The organism is Arenibacter aquaticus, assembly GCF_003957295.1.
GTDB classification, from domain to species: domain Bacteria; phylum Bacteroidota; class Bacteroidia; order Flavobacteriales; family Flavobacteriaceae; genus Arenibacter; species Arenibacter aquaticus.
On the sequence record NZ_RQPJ01000003.1, the window covers coordinates 315827 to 335196 of the forward strand.

Genomic DNA, 19370 nt, shown 5'->3' on the forward strand with positions numbered 1-19370 from the left:
TATGAAATCCATCCCTTTATTACACAAAGCGCCCATTTGGGTCGGGATATTTTTAGTATCACTTTGGAACACACAAGCTCAAAATAAGCTTACAGCTGGTGCAGACGAACGCACCCCTTCCAAAGCCCAATATTTTAGTTGGATAAACAACACCAATGAAGGTCCTACCGCTGAGCATACAAAGATCAACTTGGACTTTTTTGGTTGGCTTAAAAGCCAATATGGTATGCAATTGGATATTTATGCCATGGATGCCGGAGCCATAGATGGTAAAAATTTCTATGGCAGCATATACTCCGATAGATTTAAAAAGCAATTCCCTCAAGGCTTCGATCCTCTTTACCAACAGGCAAAGGCCCTGGATATTCGCTTAGGGGTCTGGGGCGGACCTGATGGGTTTGGCGATACACCAGAGGAAGAAAAGGCACGAATAGACCAAATGGTAAAGTTGTGCAGGGATTATGATTTTGCTCTTTTTAAGTTCGATGCAGTTTGCGGCCCCCTACGCCCCGAAAAGGAAGATGCCTTCATTGAAATGATGCAACAGGCCCGTGAATACAGCCCAGACCTTATTTTATTAAACCACCGCCTAGGCCTGGATAAAGCCAAGCCCTATGCCACTACATTTCTATGGGGAGGCAATGAAACCTATATAGACGTTCATATGGCTAATACCATGACGGCTCCACACAATAGAGCACAGGCAATGTCTAGAGGGCTTGTTCCCCACTTACAACGCTTAACGGAAGACCATGGTGTTTGTATTTCTTCATGTATTGATTATTGGGAGGACGATTTAATATTACAATCCTTCAATAGAAGTTTAATTCTCTCCCCTGAAATTTATGGAAACCCATGGCTTTTGAATGACGATGAATTTTCCAAATTGGCCCAAATCTACAACCTGCATAGGAAGTACAGGGATATTCTAGTTGAGGGAAAAGTGCTAAGTGATTCCTACGGACCCAATGCCGTTTCCAGAGGGGATGGAAAAACCCAAATATTAAGCCTTAGAAATTTAAATTGGGACTCGGCCACATATTCCATAACACTAAACGAAGAAATAGGTCTTAAGGCTGAAGGGGATATAACTCTTCTTCAATTACATCCTACCGAAAAATTGATCGGGACATTTTCAAAAGGGGAAACCATACCCGTTGAAGTGCTCCCCTTTAGATCGGCCTTGTTCTTGGCAAGTACAGAAGAATACAAGGACCCAGTTATCACTGGGGCCGACTTTAGAACGATACGAAATATTTCTAATGCCCCTATTGAAATAGAAGTATTGGGAATGCCAGGGACCACATCCAACATTGGCCTATTAAACCCAGACCAATATACTTCTGCTCAGATCGATGGTAAAAATGCCGATCGTTTACTAAAAGGCAAAAAGCTGAAACTCAATTTTCCCGGTGACAAATTAAAACATAACTTTCATCGCCAACTAAATCCGTTTGCAGAAATAGCCATTCCGGAAGATGTAGCATCCCTGTACGAAGCCACGATTTTTGCCGCTGATAACAATGCACTTGAAGTAAGGTCCTTGCAACGGTCTGGAGAAACCAACATCCCAGAAGTAAAAGCTGCCCGTGATGCATTTTTTAATCAAGAAGCTTTTGTAAATAGGGGTGTTTGGGACAAGAATTTATTTGACGGCGATTTGGAAACCGGGTTTTGGCCTCAAAAGAAATATCGTTTGGACACCCGTATTGAAGGGGGTACCCTACGATTGGATTTGGGAGCGGTAACCTTTTTGGATAAACTTATCATCACGGTCCCCAATGAATTTGCCTTACAGCCCTTACTTGTTGGGGAAGGTAATTTTGTTGAAGTCTCTACCGATTTGGTAAATTGGGAAGAGCTCACCTACTTGGCCGAAAAGCAATCCGAAGTGAACATAGGAAAAAAAGTGCGTTATCTAAGGTTTAGAAACTTCCCACAGCAAATAGTAGAAATTGAAGGCTTGGCCAACGGACAAAAATTGGATAGGAGCCAATGGAGAGCTTCCAACCTGTTTGCACATCCCAGTAGAAAAAAGGCAAAAAAAGTATGGAAGTCCAGAATAGTACTGGACGAAATAGCCGAAGGTAGTTATCTATCAGTAGCCCTGAACGGAAAACATGGCATTGAAGGTGCCTATGCCGCCGCCAAGGTAGGAGAAGAATATTTAGGAGCCGATAACCGTGCTTCGTCCTTTCCCGCCAATAACTGGGAATTTATGACCGCCAGACGCGACAAGAACTACACCTATTTTATTCCTTTGGACAAAAGCATGATTGGAAAGGAAATAGAAGTTTTTGTAATGGGATATGATGAAGACAACCTGAATTTTGATCCGGAATTATATATCACGGCCTACCCACATCCTTGGAAAAAAATAAAACTAACCCTTAATAAAAAGTAGCAACCTACCTATGTTTAAAAAGACCGCCATATACCGTACACTGATCCTTTGTCTGCTGAGTTGTTCGCAATGGGCCAAAGCTGAAGTAAAGCTACCTGCACTATTTGCTGACAATATGGTATTGCAACAACAATCGGATGCTGCTATATGGGGAACGGCTTTGGCCAACAACACCGTAAAGGTGACCACCTCCTGGGATAACAAGACCTATTCTACCAAAACCGATAGTACAGGAAAATGGCAGTTAAAGGTCCATACCCCTATTGCTGGAGGTCCTTATGATATTACAATAACAGATGGTACTCCCTTTAAGCTTACTGATGTCCTAATTGGGGAAGTATGGGTGTGTTCCGGTCAATCCAACATGGCAATGACCTTTAAAGGTTTCATAAACCAGCCGGTACTGGATGCTAACAAAACAATAGCCCTATCCACCAATAATTCCATTCGCCTTTTCAAGGTCAAAAGCAAGGCTAGCCTAAAAAGAATGGAGGATTTATCCGGGGAATGGCTAAGGAGCAATCCTGAAAACGTTTCCAATTTTAGCGCTACCGCCTATCATTTTGGTAAAATGCTGCAGGAAGTACTGCAGGTCCCCGTAGGCCTCATATGTTCTAGTTGGGGTGGCACACGAATTGAACCTTGGATAAGTAAAGACGGGTTAAAGGAATTTGATTGGGTTCCGGAACCCGCAGTGGATAAAAAAGGAAGGGTAACACATAGAATACCCACTGCCATCTTCAACGGAATGATAAATCCTATGGCCGGATATGCCATTAAGGGCGTTATCTGGTATCAGGGAGAATCCAATAAAGCGGAATACAAGGAATACGAAAAACTAATGCCCGGTTTAATAAACAACTGGCGTGCTGAATGGGGCATAGGCGATTTTCCCTTTTACTACGCTCAGATAGCTCCTTTTAATTACAATGTACCAGGGTTAAATTCAGCCTTTTTAAGAGAGGCCCAACTCAAGGCTTCCACGGCCGTTAAAAACACCGGAATGATCAGTTTAATGGATATAGGGGAAAAGAAATATATTCACCCTGCCAATAAACAGGCTGGTGGGGAACGATTTGCCTATTTGGCCTTGGCCAAAACCTATGGCATAAAGGGAATAACTTATTCCGGTCCCGTTTTAAAAGAGATGAAAATAGACGGACCCACGATTAAACTGAGCTTTGACCATGCCATTAATGGCCTTACTACCTTTGGTAAAGAATTGACCAATTTTAAGATAGCAGGAAAAGATAAGCGCTTCTATCCTGCCCACGCTACCATTAATTGGCAGGGCATAACCCTGTTTTCGGCCTTTGTACCCAATCCAGTAGCTGTTAGATATGCCTTTGACGACTTTGTGGTAGGGGAACTCTATAACAATGCAGGCTTACCCGCCTCTTCCTTTAGAACCGACGATTGGGAGGTAGAATAACCGTAATTAAGCCTTCCTTAAACCTATTTATATTATCCACTATGATTGCTACCAAAAAAATCCTATATGCTGCTCTATGTCTTTTTATTTTAATAGGATGTTCAGAGGAATCAAAGAAGACAAAAAGACCTAATGTCATCATTGTTGTAACGGACGACCAAGGTTTTGGCGATCTGGGATACTATGGCAATCCACACATACAAACCCCTACCCTGGATGGTTTTGCAAAAGAAAGTGTACGCTTTGACCAGTTTATAGTATCCCCGGTCTGTGCACCAACACGCGCCTCTTTAATGACCGGTAGGTACTCCCTAAGAACTGGGGTTAGGGACACCTACAGAGGAGGAGCCATAATGGCAACAGGAGAAATAACCGTAGCAGAAATGCTTAAGGAGGCAGGTTATACCACCGGTATGGTAGGCAAATGGCATTTGGGGGACAACTATCCTTCCAGACCTCAGGATCAAGGTTTCGATTTTACCCTCCGGCATTTATCAGGAGGAATAGGCCAACCGGGAGATTGGCCCAATACCAAAAAAGGGAAGCGTAGCTATTTTGACCCCATGCTTTGGAAAAACGGGGAGATGTTCCAAAGTAAGGGCTATTGTTCCGATGTATTTACGGAAGCAGCTATGGACTTTGTAGAGCAGAACAAAGAACAACCATTTTTCCTATACCTCTCCTACAACGCGCCACATGCCCCCTTACAAGTACCCCAAGAGTACTATGATCGCTATAAGGATATTGATCCTTCCACAGGTTTTGAAAATGACGGAAGACCTTTCCCGGAAATGGATGAACGGATGAAAGAAAATGCCAGAAAGGTGTATGCCATGGTAAACAATATAGACGACAACCTTAAAAAGCTTTTTAACCAATTGGAAGATTTAAAGTTGGAAGACAATACCTTGGTTATATTTATGACAGACAATGGTCATCAGCACTATCGTTATGCCGCTGGAATGCGGGGGCGAAAATCTTTCGTCTATGAAGGTGGGGTAAGGGTTCCCAGTTTCTGGAGACTTCCTTCCAGATTTAAAGGCAATAGGGATATTGAAACCCCGGCCGCCCACTATGATGTACTACCTACCCTGGCAGATCTATGTAATGGTCAATTGCCTACCGATAGAATTATAGACGGAAAAAGCCTTGTCCCTTTATTGTCCAATGAAAATTCCAGTTTGGACAATCGCAGCCTGCCACGTAGTTGGGTAAGGGGCGGACCTGAAAAATACAATAACATCTCTATTAGAAAAAATCCATACAAACTAATTGGAAATACTGGGGAAACAGCAGGAATAGAACAGTTTGAACTTTACAACATATTGGATGACCCTTATGAACAAAACAATTTAGTTGGGGCTAAGACTATGGAAGCCCAAAAATTAAAAAGTGAAATGGATATTTGGTTTGATGAGATGACCAATTCCCCCAACTTTATAAAAGCCCAGCCGGCAATTATAGGGACAGCTTATGAAAACCCTTCTGTATTGAATTTAAACGATGCTGTATTTGCAAAAAACCAGGATCTGGAGCAAGATGTAGCCGGATGGGAAATAGAAGCCACAGAGGCCGGGAATTACGATATACAAATTAATACGGGCCGTAAGCAGTTATCCCAGATTTCCTTAACCTTAACTGTTGGGGAATTGGAAATAAAAAGAGAATATAAGGAGCTGGCCGATGGTATTATAGACCTAAAAAATATTGAGTTACAGAAGGGAGCAACCAAACTAACCCCACTAATAACTGGAAAAAATGGAGGATATATTAAACCTTTTTATGTCAAGATGACCAAGACAAATTAGCGTTAACATCCTTCCCTAGATCACCTTTTTTCCTTAGGCTGATTCAAAGTGATGTGCTTTTGACAATTACAGTGTTCACTGTTTTCCTTCACCGGAACAAGCAGATTGCCGCGCAGCTCCGGCCCTATATGTGCGACTTTCCAGTGTCCTGAAAAAGGACTCTATCAAGGGGAAGTTGAAAGGTATTGACAATAATTTTAAAGTAATGAGGTCTCGACTCCGCTAGTCCTGACAAACCTGGACTCTACTCCTGACAAACCCGGACTCCGCTCCCCCTTAACGGAACGGGCAGGCCTGTCTGCCGATAGGCAGGCTCGACCTGACAAACCTCCCCTGTAGCGGTTTACTCAGAAACAGGATCGACTTTCACTATACCATACAAAAAAGTAAAACCCACCTCAATTGAGGTGGGTTCTATTTATAATAGATTAAAATGTCTTAATATGAACCGCAGAAGCCGCTCTATTTATTCAACGATGGGCCTTGGGGTTTTGCATCTTTGCCATAGTCTATATACCCGGCAGCGTTTAAATTATAATTCCACTTATCAATATAATACTGCCTTGGCTTAAATTCGTCGCCTATTTTTTCCAACTCCTTTTGTAAGGTAACTTCCATTTGCTTCTGCAATTCCTTATACTCTGGCTTATTGATCAAATTGTTTATTTGAAGGGTATCCTTTTCGTTGTCGAATAGAAATAATGGACCATCCAAGGTTTTTACATAGGCGTAACGACTGGTGTATACCCCCCTATATTCATCCGATTTACCTGCAAAGGGGGAAACGTTCATGACCAGTGTTGCCTTATCCTTTTTAAGCCCAGGATTTTTGATCACATCTACCATACTCTCTCCATCAATAAATTCGGGCACTGGCAAGTCGGCTAGAGACAAAAGTGTTGGAAGAATGTCAGGAGCGTTTATGGGAGCATCCACTTCAATCTTCTTTTTTCCTAGAAGTGCCGGATACTTTAAAAGAAAAGGTATACGCACCGATTCTGCCCAGGGCACTTGTTTTTGTTTGGGTCGGATATGATGCGAACCAAGCATTTCACCATGATCGGAGGTAAAAACTATGATAGTGTTATCGGAAATTCCGGCATCTTGGATCGCCTTTTCCAAATCACCAATACACCTGTCCAAGGCAAGGATATGGGAATAGTACCCCACTGCTTCCTCTTTGGCTTTTTCACTCATATCATCTGCAACATTGCCCCGTAGTATTATATCCTCTTTATTAAATTGCCTTTGAAATTCTTTAGGAGCACTGGCATGAGGAAAGTGGGGAGCCCCCCAAGCGAGAACCATAAGAAAAGGATCCTCTTCCTCAGCATTTTTCTGGATATAGGAAATGGCATCCTGGGTCTCGGCATAGGGACCATAACCTTCCCATTTTTTCTTTTCACTATTGTTGCCTTCATAATAAATTAGGTTGTTGTAATCATGTGAGCATTCCAAGGCCTTCCAGTAATCAAAACCTTGTCTTCTTTCCGGGGGGGTATAGTCAAATCTTCCCATACCATCAAGATGCCATTTACCTATGTAGCCAGTTTTATAACCAGCGTCTTTAAATAATTCCGCAAGGGTAACGGACTCATCAGGTAGATGCAGATCATTAAAAATCATACCTGTAGTGGTTGGATACTGGCCTGTAAGGAATGCTGCCCTAAATGGGGTGCAAACAGGTGTGACGGAAATGGCATTTTTAAAGTTTACTCCTTCTGCCGCCAGTTTGTCCAAGTTAGGTGTCTTCCCTACAAGGTTGGGGTCCCCGTTATAGCCCGTGGCCTGGGCCCTCCATTGGTCGGCCAGCACAAAGACTATATTAGGTTTCTTGGCCTTTGTGACAACAGTTTCCTTTGTTCTGGTGTCTTTGCAGGATGATAAGACACCAATGCAAATTATCAAAAACATTACTATGCTACTTGTTCTCTTCATATCTGTAGTTACTATAAATATTTATTTTCCAAATTCCTTATTACTTAGTTGAAAATAGGTGCAAGGCTATTGGCTGCCCCAATAAATTATATTGATAATTACGGCCTATTCATTATTCTTCCCACCCCTGTTTTGTTACAATTGGAACATAACCTACTTCCATACCAGCTGGCGGGGTTACTATTAGGGCCCCATCTATATTGGCCAGTTCCCCTGTTCTTGGGGGTGGAAGATATTCCTGTTCCTTGGTCCATTTCCTATGTAATTTTTCTACACGCTTCTGAAGCTCCTCCCTTTCCGCATCCGAGAGATCGGCATTTAGCAATGCAGGCTGATCAACGAATCGATACCAATAGTAGGTGACTGTACTTCCGTCTCCTATTTTGGTATTGAATGGTCCTGCTACAGGTCCTGGTTTTTTCCAATTGCTCTCCTCACCTTCCGGAGTAATGTAAGGTTTCAAAGGCTTATCCGTAGAGGCAAAGCTAACCTTGTCCAGTCCGGATTGCGCAGGCACCTCCTCCGGTTGTATAGCTACCCAATGAGGTTTACCGTCCTTTCTTTTCTCCAGGTGATAGTATTCCGGAAGCGTCATCAACTGACCATCCTTGGTATTTGTCTTTGTTACCAATTGTTTGTTCCACTTGTAGCCAAAGGTGGTTGAATCCAAAGCTACTGGAGTGGCCATGGAGTTCCAGTCTATGGGCCATCTCTGATCTTTTGGCACACCCTTGGAGTATAGTTTCCAACTAGAACCTGCCTTTCCCTTAAAGGTATGCACAACGGCTTGTTTGGGGTCAATGGCACCACTTACCGCTGGACCGTTATTCTCCAACCACTGTTTTACTCCATCCCAAAGGGCACTCTTTTTATATGCTGTCATTTGGTGTATTAGCACTGATTCCCCTTTTGGTCCAGCTGGAAAGGAGGTCGGCGCCAGCCTTGCATATACCTCCCCATTGCTATCTGTGTATTGTACGCTAGGAATATGCTGGGTTTCCATTTGTACCGGCTTGTTTGGTTTAGCAGGTCTTGTATCCAAGAACATCCCGGCCAATTCCGGCTCTTCCAAGATGGGTTTTGAGAAAAAATAAGGTGTAAAAAAGGCTACAGGCCCTTTAAAGTTACCGGTGTTCAAAAACAAGGTCCAAGAATTATCCCCTGTGGGTAAATTTTTGCCCGCCGTGGTAGTTTTGGCTTTGATAAGCGGCAGGGGCAAATAGCCGTAGCCAAATAATTCTCCACAGGTCCCCTGTTCAAGATTCAGACCATCTGGAGGCCATAAAACCCAAGGGCTGAGTTGAGCAACGCCATACTTCCCTTTTGGCTTATCCCAGTCCCTTCCTTTTCCTGCTCCGGGGCCATTGGCCCAAGCACTGAAATTCAGCGCTACGCCACCCATTATAAATTTAGGTGTTTCGGTTGCAAAACGTGTATCCCGCCACCAGCCAAGTCCGCCTTCTATGTCATTGTACAATTTTCTATCGGGTTTAGGTATATCGAAACTGGGATGCATCCAGGTACCAAATAGACCTGTCTGAAAACTATTTCCCGGATACTCCTTTAATAAGGGCCATGCAGCCACATAGGTAGAGAAACCTCCGTTGTAACTCTCTGGTACCTTATTGATCCCTACCATAAGATAACCGTTCATGGAAACCTTATCTGCCTTGGTCGATGCCTCATTGCCTTGCGAATGGCCAAGGTTTGCACCAAAAATTACAACGGATAGGAAAAGTCCCTTTAGAATATGACTCTTTGTGCACCTCCCGTTAATCTTGTTTTTTTTCATTTTTTAAATCTTTTATGTTTAGGTAATGGGAAAAACGATGTTCCTCTCACTTATTACCATTACCTATTATTTCCTCAACATTGGAACAGCTCCAAGTAAACACTCTGTTTTAATTGGCCCACCCAATTGTCTATAATTATTTTTTGGTTTTACTCCCCAATTCTTTCACTTTAGTAATACCAATGGGCTGTCTATTTTTTGGGGCACTGCGGCCACTAATTTTTAAGTGATTTAGCAGCTGCTGTAGTTCTATACGTTTCGCTTCGTTGGCATAATAAAGGTTTGTAGTCTCCCCCGGGTCTTCCGTTAGGTTGTATAATTGTCCTGCTGCACCAACAGCCGTTTCCGGTAAGGCATATTTTTTCATAAACCCTTTTTTATAACCATTGCCTCCAGAACCTTCATGGTCCAAGTATTTCCAGTTACCTTGGCGAATTTGAAACTCCCCTCTAAAACTTTGGGTCAATAAATGCGGCCTAATGGATTTATGATTGTCCTGCACCCCTAACATGGCCGGCAACATATCAAAACTGTCGGTTGCATCCTCATCGCTTAGCTCATACCCAACAACAGAGGCTAACGTGGCAAAAATATCCGTGATGTTGGTCATCTGCGAGGAAACCAGACCTTTTGGAAACTTACCAGGCCAACGGGCAATAAAGGGTACCCTATGCCCTCCTTCCCAAGCATCGCGCTTCATTCCCCTCCAGCCACCAGAAGGATCATGGTCATGATCTTCGCGCATCCAATTTACATGAACAATTTCAGCACCATTGTCCGAGCTAAACATGATCAGTGTATTATCATCTATCCCCAAATCATCTACCAAATCCAGAACCCGTCCTACAATAACATCCAGTTCACGGACAAAATCCCCTCTGGGACCAGCCTCGGTAAGTCCGTTAAACTCGGCTGCCGGAAGTACGGGAGCGTGGGCTATTTGAGTGGAAAGGATGGCAAAGAATGGCGTGTCGGGTGATTTTTTACGGTGTTCCGTAATAAAGTTCCTTGTCTTGTCATAGAAGAGAAGATCGGCTTCCATAAAATTGTATCCAGGGGACATCCAGCCCTCATCGTTGTCCCATCGCCACTTGCCACCAGGGTTTGGCAGATTATCCCTCTTATGCCTAACACTTGCAGGGACAGGAACCATACCATTTTCTATATAGACATATAATGGGTCTGTGGTAGGACAGTTGGGTGTAATAAAGGATTCATCAAAGCCCCTTGCATTGGGGCCATCAATTAGCGGGGTACTTTTTTCATAATCGATAAGCAATGCGTTATCATAACCCCCTCCCAATCTCTTATTATTTTTATCGAACCAACTAAGACCTACATGCCATTTTCCGAACACTCCCGTTCTATATCCCTTTTTCTGTAGCATTTGTGCAATGGTAAGGGTCCCTGGCTTTAGATAACTGGGGCCTCCCGGTCCTTCAAAAGCTGGTCCTCCCCTACCGGTAGAACGATAGATTTGTTGCCCGGACAAGAGTCCGTACCTTGAAGGTGAACAGATGGTAGACGGACTATGGGCATCGGTAAACATAACACCTTCCCGGGCCATTTTATCCAATCGGGGGGTCTTATAGGCCGATTCCCCATTATAGCAAGACAGGTCACCGTACCCCAGATCATCTGCATAAATAATGATAATATTAGGTAGCTCTTGAGCCAAGCCGCTAAGAGAAATAAGAATAAAACTTAAGGTGAGTAACTGTATCTTAATTTTTGTCATGGTCCGGTTTGTAAAAGAATTTATAAATGCCTTTTTAAAATGTTATCTTTCCTTCTATGTTCATTTCATATAAACTGCAAATAAGCCAATGATATTACCGATAAATAAAGCTGCTCTAGTAGCATTTTACTTGGATGAACGTTGAGTAGAATACCCTTGTTCTTGATAGGTTTTCAAGACATCCTGCATGCCTTTAATAACTTCCGGATATTGATTATAGAGGTTATTTCTTTGTTCTTCGTCAATTTGCATATCGAACAATAAACCGTCCGAATCAAAATCCTTGTACCCTCTTAGTTTCTTAAAACTATCAGGCATTTTGGAATGCTCGCCTGAAGGTCCGTCTATATAAAGCCATTTTCCCTGTCGCAGTGCCCAGATTTTCTTATTGGTATTCTGTACCGTAGCTTCTCGCAAAGGGGAGCTATAGGTCTTGCCTTTTAAAAGCGGGGTTAAATCATAACTATCCGGTGCCGCATTTGCAGGCAAGTCTGTATTGGTAATGGATGCCAATGTTGCCATGATATCTACTTGGGATATTACTTCTTTGGAAACAGCCCCGGCCTTAATGTGATTTGGCCATTTTACAATAAAGGGAACATGGTGCCCCCCTTCCCAGACATCTCGTTTTAGCCCTCTAAACTGGCCCATACTGTAGTGTCCATATTTTTTGGCCCTATCAAAAGCATAATGTTCCGGTCCGTTATCGGCACTAAAAATGACTATTGTATTCTCTTCCAATCCTTTTTCTTTTAAAGCCTGTAGGATTTGGCCTGCAACCCAGTCGGTTTGATAAACAAAATCCCCATAGGGTCCGGCCTCAGACTTCCCTTTAAATTCCTCATTGGGGATAATAGGGGCATGTGGAGAAGGAAGGGCGAAATATAAAAAGAAAGGCTCATCACTATCCTGATTTCCAATCCATTCCACTGTTTTTTTGGTAAGCGTAGGCAACACTTTATAAGGATTCCAACCTTCTACCTTGGGACCAGGTCTAAATTCCCATTCCCCTTCCTCAATTCCGAAGCCCACATTATGTACATCCATAACGCTTTCCGGAAGCTGTATAAAGCGGTCGTTTTCCATCCAGGCATAGGGCGGAAAATTAATGGTGCCGTCCCCAAAATAATAATCAAATCCCCTATCCAAAGGGCCGCCGCTAATAGGCTGACTCCAATCTACATCCTCAGGCTGGTAAAATTCACGCATTCTACCCCACTGCTTTACCCTTCCAGAGGGTTCATTTTTAAATTTCCAGTTCCATCCCAAATGCCATTTTCCAATACACGCAGTTTTATATCCATTGTTTTTAAGAACTTGGGGCAAGGTAACATCAGTTTCATCAAAAAAAGGTTTACCAAAGGCGCCTACTATTCCAAATTGTCTCCTCCAATGATAGGTACCGGTAAGAAGTGCATACCTACTGGGCGAGCAGATAGCCGAAGAGCTGTGGGCATCCGTAAAACGCATACCTTCAGCTGCCAATTGGTCTAAATTAGGAGTTGGGATTTTTGAATCGGGGTTTTGGACGTTAAGGTCCCCATAGCCCATATCATCGGCATAAATAATAACGATATTAGGGCGTTCTTGCGCCATGCATCCCATGGGCGCAATACCAAAACTTAAGGTCATTAACAGTAATCCGATTTTTTTCATATTTTCATGTTTATTAGATTTATAAATGCTTCCTTACAAAGCTCCCTTATCCTCTAGGTCTATTGCGAAGTACCAATAAACAATATTAAAAAAAAGCTGGCACAGTAATGTAGCCAGCTCTTTTAAAATAAACACTATACTATATTATTACCAATTGGGATTCTGGGTCAAATTCTCATTCAATGTTAATTCGTCAATAGGTAGGGGAAGTAAATAATCCCTATCAGGATTAAAACCATAGGCTCCTCCACTTAAGAAATCAACATAGGGATCCAAAAATCCTTCACCATTAACCGTCAGATTAGGATATTCAGCCTCAATCTCAGCAGTATAAGTGGTACCTAATGGTCTAGTGCCAACAAATAAATTGTGTGCTCTCCAGCGCATTAAATCATCCAAGCGGTTCCCTTCACCAAACAACTCAACCACACGCTCTCTTCTTACCTCTTGTACATAATCAGGTATGGTATATCCATAATCTGGCCATTCCGGATCAGGAGTAATGGCATTTAATGTTAGATGTGGCATACCTACCCTATCCCTTAAAAGGTTGATGGATAAATCAAGATCCGTTTGGGTAATCGTTCCCAATTCGGCCTTGGCCTCAGCATATATCAATAGGGTCTCGGCATATCTAAACAAAATATAGCCAATATCACGGGTTCTTTGGTTGTTCTCAACTATTTCCTTGGACCTCCATTTCTCTATGGAATAACCTGTAGGGTTACGGGTCATATCAGGAATGCTAAAATAGGACTCATCGCCATTTAATGCCACAATATCCAAATCCCCTGGTGCCATTACTGATTGGGCCAACCTAGGATCACGATTTACTTCAATTTCATCCAAGGTAGCATCGCCCACAAACTCATCACTTACAGAAATAGGATCTCCATCAGAAGCGAGGTAGTACTTGGTCATCTCCCGGGTCATACCGGACAAATTAGGCTGGTTCCACAAGGAATTCTGTATGTTATAGGTTAAATAATCATAATGCTTATATAACATAACTTCTGGGTTACCACTATAATCTGTCTGAACAAATAGATCATAATAGGCTTTATCCACATCGCCGGTAGCAATAGAATAATTACCTGCATCCATTACGGTCTTAGCCGCATCTGCCGCTATTTGCAAAAATCCTGATCCATCAGTGCTTCCGGCAAAATCGGTGCCTTGATGATACTTCTCCCAAGTTCCTTCGTACAAGGCTACCCTAGCTTTAAACTGAGCGGCTATATCCTTATTAATTCTGGATGGCCCTACTTCAGAAGCATATTCCAATTTAGCAATTGCCAAATCAAGTTCATCTAGGATAAAATTGGCTACCTCAGTTCTGGGACTACGTGCTCCATATAAAATAGTCTCATCCTCCAAGTCCAATACCTCTGTTATTATAGGTAGGTCTCCAAATTTCTTGAACAGATCAAAATAGTACCAAGCTCTGAAAAAATGTCCCTCACCAACATAATGGTCGATTAAATTTCCAGTTTCTGCACGTGCTGCGTTTTCAAGAAAATAATTTACATTTCTAATATTGGTCCAGCTCCAACCACCACCGGAGGCAGGTACAGATACTGTTCCATCCAATCTACCGGCATTTGATGCCCCAAACCAGGTACTGGATTGGGCTATAATGTCCGTTCCAACATCAAGGGAAGGTGATGCACCTGCACTGGGCCAACCTGGTAAAGTGTTATATAGGCGATTTAGGTACAATTGTAAATCTCCTTCAGTCTTCCAGAAATCCGCATCGGAGATCTGGTCTAGAGGTGTTTTTTCCAACAACTCATCGTCACAGGAATTAAAAGATATTCCCGCAATCAATATTGTGATTATATATATTATCCTTTTCATTGTTTTAGTTTTAGAAGTTAATGTTTAATCCTAATGAAACCATCTTACTTATAGGATATTGGTCACCAATACGTCCGTCTCTTCCATCGAAAGCTTCAGGGTCATAGATCATTAAATCTGTAAATGTGAGCAGGTTTTCTCCAGAAACATATATTCTGGCACTGGACATTTTAGCCTTACTGGTTATCTCTTTTGGGATGGTATAACCAATTTGAACATTTTTCAACCTCAAATAAGCTCCATTTTGCAAATACCTTGTGGTTGGGTAACGATAGTTTTTATTGTTTTGACCAGTAAATTGGTTATACGAATTAGGGAAATAGCCATCGGTATTGGGTCCTAATGGATTTGCAGTGTCTTCTGCCCTAAAATAATCCAAATGCTCTGTATAAACATTGGCATGAAGCGGTCCGTTGGCAGGTCCCCTGAAGGTTCCAAGTCCCCTTAGGTCCAAATCACGCTTGCCTACACCTTGTACAACAAAAGAAGCATCAAACCCTTTCCAGGAAGCATCGGCACTTAAACCAAATTGAAAACGCGGGGTACTATTACCAATTACTTTTCTATCACCAGGATTGTCCTTGGTATTGTCCCCTATATCAATAACATTATCACCATTTAAATCCATATATTTTACGTCTCCAGGGAACCAGGCTCCAGAGTAAACAAAGGATTGGTCATTTTCCCATCCAGCTACGTCATCGGCAGTTTGGAAAAGACCTGCTGTTTCCATACCCCAGATTTCATTGAGTTGCATCCCTTCGTAATAATTATTCAATATTTTCGTAGGGTTGTTATATTTAGTTATCTCACTTTTATAATCGGATAAAACACCTCTTACACCATAAGAAAAATCATTGGAAGTATTTCTCCAAGAAACTTCAACCTCCCATCCAGTAGTAGTTACTTCACCACTGTTTATCTTTGGCACAGAAGTACCTAAAACATCAGGCACGGATTCTCCTGGTCCAACAAGGTTATCTATCTTGGATTGGTACCAGTCAAAAGTTACACCAAGCCTATTATTAAGGGTTCTAAGATCTAGCCCAAAATCGACCGTATTTACTTTTTCCCACGTTAAATTAACACTGGAAAGATTAGGTATTCCAACGGTCCACAATTGTTCTCCGCCAAATAACCAAGATGATTGCCCAATTGGCAAGGATGGTACATATAAATAATTACTTACATTTTGGTTACCAATAGAACCATAGGAACCTCTAAATTTCAAGAATTCTATTTGATCCTTCAAAGGATAGAAGTTCTCTTTGGACAGCACCCAACCACCAGAGAATGAAGGAAAGGTTCCCCATCTACTATCGGTCTCGAACTTAGATGAACCATCCCTTCTAACATTCATCTCAAATAAATATTTTTCGGCATAATTATAGTTAAACCGTCCAAAAACACCTTGGGTAGACCAATGACCTTTACCATCGCTTATGGTCTTTTCACCAACGGAGGTATTAATTGAGGGAATGGCATCGGTCAACAAATAAGCCGACCTAGCAAATAAATTGGAATATTTATACTTTTCCTGCTGATATCCTGCCATTGCATGAAAATTATGGTTTCCAAAGCTCTTGGTATAGGCCGTATAGATATTTGGAGACAAATAGGTATTGGTCCATAGCGTAGAATAATAGCGGGTATTTTGCTGATTGGAAGAGGTAATTATTGAGCCTCCTTCGCCATCAGGTAATGCTGTGGGCACCGTTGGGAATCTGGATTGTTGACTATTGTCATTAGTACGGTAGTTAAACTCTATATTGGTAACCCAATCCTTAATCGGTTCAAGGGTCACCCTAGGAGAAAGTATTAACTGTCTCTTTGTTTCAAGGGATTTTTGCAATTCCTGCTCTCCAATCCTACCGGTCCAAACATCGGTCCCTGGGAAAAACGCCGGCTTGGTAGGTTTAAGTCTGGTCATTAACAATGTTACAAAAGATCTTCCTGATCCAGAAGTAGCGTGCGCGGGATATTCCTGCTCTTCATACTTATATTTTGTTAAAAGGGAAATATCCATCCAAGGAGTGGCCTTGGTGCTTATTTTGGCATCAATATTATAACGTGTAAAATAATCCTGCCCCACTTTCAATAGACCTTCTTCATCATAATACCCACCGGACACATAATAGGACATTTTATCCGTACCTCCAGAAAAACTCAGGTTATGCTTAATTCGGGAACTGGTTTCTTTAATAAGGAGAGACTCCCAATCTGTAGCTGCAGAAGCATTAAGTCCGTCTACACCAAGATTCCAACGCAAACCATTTGCAGTCTCTTCAACTTCTGGGGCACTACCGGGATTGGCCAAATTCTGAGCTATATATTCCAATCTAGTCTCACTGTAATAAGGACTACCACCTGCATTTTCACTTGCCTGGTTCATGGTATAGGCAAATGACAGGGCATCTGCATTTTGTGGCATGTTCATGGGGGAAGTGATAGCATAATTGGTTGAATAGGAAATATTGACCCCATCGCCTTTCTTACCACTTTTGGTGGTAATCAAAATAACCCCAAAAGCAGCTCTTGCCCCATAAATGGCAGAAGCCGCAACATCTTTCAATATAGATATGGTTGCAATATCATTAGGATCAATATCATTGATGCCCATTGGAATATTATCCACTAGGACCAAAGGAGCGTTCCCTCCCTCTAGGGATGTTAAACCCCTAATGCTCATGTTCATTGAAGCTCCAGGCTCACCTGTTGCACTGGAAGTAGAGATTTGTAGGCCCGGGGAGGCACCTTGCAAAGCTTGTTGCGCATTGGCCACTGGCCTATTGTCAAACATTTCTTCGCCTACAATTGAAACGGATCCAGTTAAATTTTCCTTTTTCTGTACTCCGTAACCTACAACTACCGCCTCATCCAAGGCTTGGGCATCTTCCTGTAAAAATCCGTCTACAGTAGTGTTACCACCTACCGGAACTTCCAAGCTTTGGTAACCTAAATAGGAAAATACCAATGTCTTTTCTCCTTCCGTCAAGGTAAGTTCATACACTCCATCAAAATCGGCAATTGCCCCATTTGAAGTTCCCTTTTGGATAACACTGGCACCCGGTAAGGGTCCGTCATTACTGGTTACTGTCCCAGTTACCGTCTGAGCTATTACTCCTATCGTACCGAAAAGGAATAAAAGCATTGCATTGCAAAGTTTCAATTTGCAACTAATTTTACGTTTTTCTTTCATTTTGAGTTGTTATTTAGATTAATATTAATTAAACTATTTTGACACTTGTTTTTAATTTCAATTAGTCGCTCTAATTAAAATGACTTTAAAAATCAAGTAGTTATTTGAGTTGTTTTTAAATCGCCTGCCGTTGTTACTCAATCCACATTAACACGAACCCTTTTTTTTACCCGATTAAATTTTGGACTTTAGATTAATAGGCTGAGCATTTATTATTTTAATCTACATTTAATAGTTACAAAGACGCAACTTGTTGTTTTTCAGTTTTATAATTTCAACACTTATCCAATCATTACTCTTCTTCATAATATTTTGTTAAAAATATTATGAAATTACCACAACACTATCCTGTACTGTGCTGCTTTTATATATCATATTATTAAGTATTCCTAATGTTAGTGTTTATATACAATTAAGTGGTCTATAGAGCATACAAACAATATATAACTGATTCTCACGGACCTACCATTTGTTTTTAAAAGAACATTAATAAATTAATTAAAGTAAAGTCTTGAAGAACCCTCTGGCCAACCCTAAATACTACCGTATAACCTTCAAAAAAAATAGATTCTTACGTTTTACCCTACCTCATATATCTCCTACTTTTTATTATTAAAATAGACTAGTATATACTCTTCACACTGGCTTACATACCACATCATGGCTACAGTTAAAATTGCTTATAATTATTACTTGGACTTAACCTTATTTTTCCTAAGCAAGGCTATCATTGATTTCCCCATCTTTTTACCCAGCCATATATTGGATTCTGAGTTAAAATGGGTATTATCCTCCCAGGTTTCAAGTTTATCTGTATTTATGATACGGACATATTTATCAGCTGCGGCCACCCTTTCCTGAGCTGCCTGGACCACCTCGGTAAAATCAAAGTTCCAAGGGGTTTTTCTTAGAAGGCCAATAGAGATACGCCCCATAACTATAGGTAGGTTATCTTTCCCAGTCTCCTTTCTTACGTCATTATAGAGCAGTTTTAAATTGTCCTCATAGGCATTTGCCCATTCCAAAAACTCCGCATCGGATTCCCCTTGCATCCACAACATCCCAGAAATTTCATAAGACCTTCCCTCACCCTTTAAATTTTCAAGGGCGTTTTCCATATTCTTGAGAAATCTTACATACATGGGTTTGCCGGGAAGCCAATGTTTCCACAACTTGGTACCACCTCCGGAGGTCTTTACTATGGCTATGGTATGTTTCGGATATTTTTTGGCAAGTAGATGGGTAAAAGCAATTTCGGGACCGAATTTGAACTTTCTACGTTCTGCAAAAGTGTCGGTTCCCAATGTGACCCACATTTTCTTTTTATTGTCCCAGATCATACTATTTCCCGGGGGCACAGCATACTCCTCTGGCAGCCCTTCAGCTCTTCCGGTACCATCCATATTGGACTGTCCTCCAAGAATAAAGACCTTTACGGGCCGGGGAGAATCTATTTGCGCTATACAAGCCACACTTGCCAAAGCAAATAGAAGAAATAATAGTGGGGAAACTTTATATCTCATTTTTCTACATTTTATATGGGCCC

At 41.7% G+C, this 19370-nt stretch carries 10 protein-coding genes; 3 read left to right on the forward strand and 7 right to left on the reverse strand.

Features of this window, described 5'->3' with window-relative positions; all coding sequences use genetic code 11:
• Position 1 precedes the first annotated feature (1 nt).
• From EHW67_RS08320 to EHW67_RS08330, 3 genes are read left to right on the forward strand one after another with little or no spacing between them, the layout of a single operon-like run.
• A complete protein-coding gene (locus EHW67_RS08320) occupies positions 2-2404 on the forward strand; it encodes a hypothetical protein (protein ID WP_126161917.1) in 2403 nt (800 codons plus the stop codon).
• A 10-nt stretch (positions 2405-2414) separates the two neighbouring features.
• Positions 2415-3836, forward strand: a complete 1422-nt coding sequence (locus EHW67_RS08325; protein WP_126161918.1) for a sialate O-acetylesterase — start codon at positions 2415-2417, stop codon at positions 3834-3836.
• A gap of 41 nt (positions 3837-3877) precedes the next feature.
• Positions 3878-5644 carry an arylsulfatase gene (locus tag EHW67_RS08330; protein ID WP_126161919.1) on the forward strand — a complete coding sequence of 589 codons (1767 nt, stop codon included), beginning with the start codon at positions 3878-3880 and terminating at the stop codon, positions 5642-5644.
• A gap of 462 nt (positions 5645-6106) precedes the next feature.
• Here EHW67_RS08330 and EHW67_RS08335 read toward each other — a convergent pair whose 3' ends face one another.
• The 7 genes from EHW67_RS08335 to EHW67_RS08365 form a co-directional block, all read right to left on the reverse strand.
• Positions 6107-7582: a sulfatase family protein gene (locus EHW67_RS08335; RefSeq protein WP_126161920.1), complete on the reverse strand. Its 1476-nt coding sequence runs from the start codon at positions 7580-7582 to the stop codon at positions 6107-6109.
• A 112-nt stretch (positions 7583-7694) separates the two neighbouring features.
• Entirely contained in the window at positions 7695-9374 is a 1680-nt protein-coding gene (locus EHW67_RS08340) for a hypothetical protein (RefSeq protein WP_202911935.1), read from the reverse strand.
• A gap of 136 nt (positions 9375-9510) precedes the next feature.
• The gene (locus EHW67_RS08345) at positions 9511-11112 is read right to left on the reverse strand and encodes a sulfatase family protein (RefSeq protein ID WP_126161921.1); all 1602 of its coding nucleotides are present in this window, start codon (positions 11110-11112) and stop codon (positions 9511-9513) included.
• A 126-nt stretch (positions 11113-11238) separates the two neighbouring features.
• Positions 11239-12768, reverse strand: a complete 1530-nt coding sequence (locus tag EHW67_RS08350) for a sulfatase family protein (RefSeq protein WP_126161922.1) — start codon at positions 12766-12768, stop codon at positions 11239-11241.
• 147 nt (positions 12769-12915) lie between these two features.
• Complete coding sequence (locus EHW67_RS08355) at positions 12916-14625, reverse strand: RagB/SusD family nutrient uptake outer membrane protein (RefSeq protein WP_126161923.1); 1710 nt, start codon at positions 14623-14625, stop codon at positions 12916-12918.
• A 10-nt stretch (positions 14626-14635) separates the two neighbouring features.
• Complete coding sequence (locus EHW67_RS08360; RefSeq protein ID WP_126161924.1) at positions 14636-17824, reverse strand: SusC/RagA family TonB-linked outer membrane protein; 3189 nt, start codon at positions 17822-17824, stop codon at positions 14636-14638.
• A 689-nt stretch (positions 17825-18513) separates the two neighbouring features.
• The gene (locus EHW67_RS08365; RefSeq protein WP_126161925.1) at positions 18514-19347 is read right to left on the reverse strand and encodes a sialate O-acetylesterase; all 834 of its coding nucleotides are present in this window, start codon (positions 19345-19347) and stop codon (positions 18514-18516) included.
• Positions 19348-19370 lie beyond the last annotated feature (23 nt).

Bases quoted from the DNA above. Each gene is read 5' to 3' on its own strand.
- EHW67_RS08345 (WP_126161921.1), bottom strand. From the start codon at position 11,112: ATGACAAAAATTAAGATACAGTTACTCACCTTAAGTTTTATTCTTATT.
- EHW67_RS08320 (WP_126161917.1), top strand. From the start codon at position 2: ATGAAATCCATCCCTTTATTACACAAAGCGCCCATTTGGGTCGGGATA.
- EHW67_RS08330 (WP_126161919.1), top strand. From the start codon at position 3,878: ATGATTGCTACCAAAAAAATCCTATATGCTGCTCTATGTCTTTTTATT.
- EHW67_RS08340 (WP_202911935.1), bottom strand. From the start codon at position 9,374: ATGAAAAAAAACAAGATTAACGGGAGGTGCACAAAGAGTCATATTCTA.
- EHW67_RS08350 (WP_126161922.1), bottom strand. From the start codon at position 12,768: ATGAAAAAAATCGGATTACTGTTAATGACCTTAAGTTTTGGTATTGCG.
- EHW67_RS08325 (WP_126161918.1), top strand. From the start codon at position 2,415: ATGTTTAAAAAGACCGCCATATACCGTACACTGATCCTTTGTCTGCTG.
- EHW67_RS08355 (WP_126161923.1), bottom strand. From the start codon at position 14,625: ATGAAAAGGATAATATATATAATCACAATATTGATTGCGGGAATATCT.
- EHW67_RS08365 (WP_126161925.1), bottom strand. From the start codon at position 19,347: ATGAGATATAAAGTTTCCCCACTATTATTTCTTCTATTTGCTTTGGCA.
- EHW67_RS08360 (WP_126161924.1), bottom strand. From the start codon at position 17,824: ATGAAAGAAAAACGTAAAATTAGTTGCAAATTGAAACTTTGCAATGCA.
- EHW67_RS08335 (WP_126161920.1), bottom strand. From the start codon at position 7,582: ATGAAGAGAACAAGTAGCATAGTAATGTTTTTGATAATTTGCATTGGT.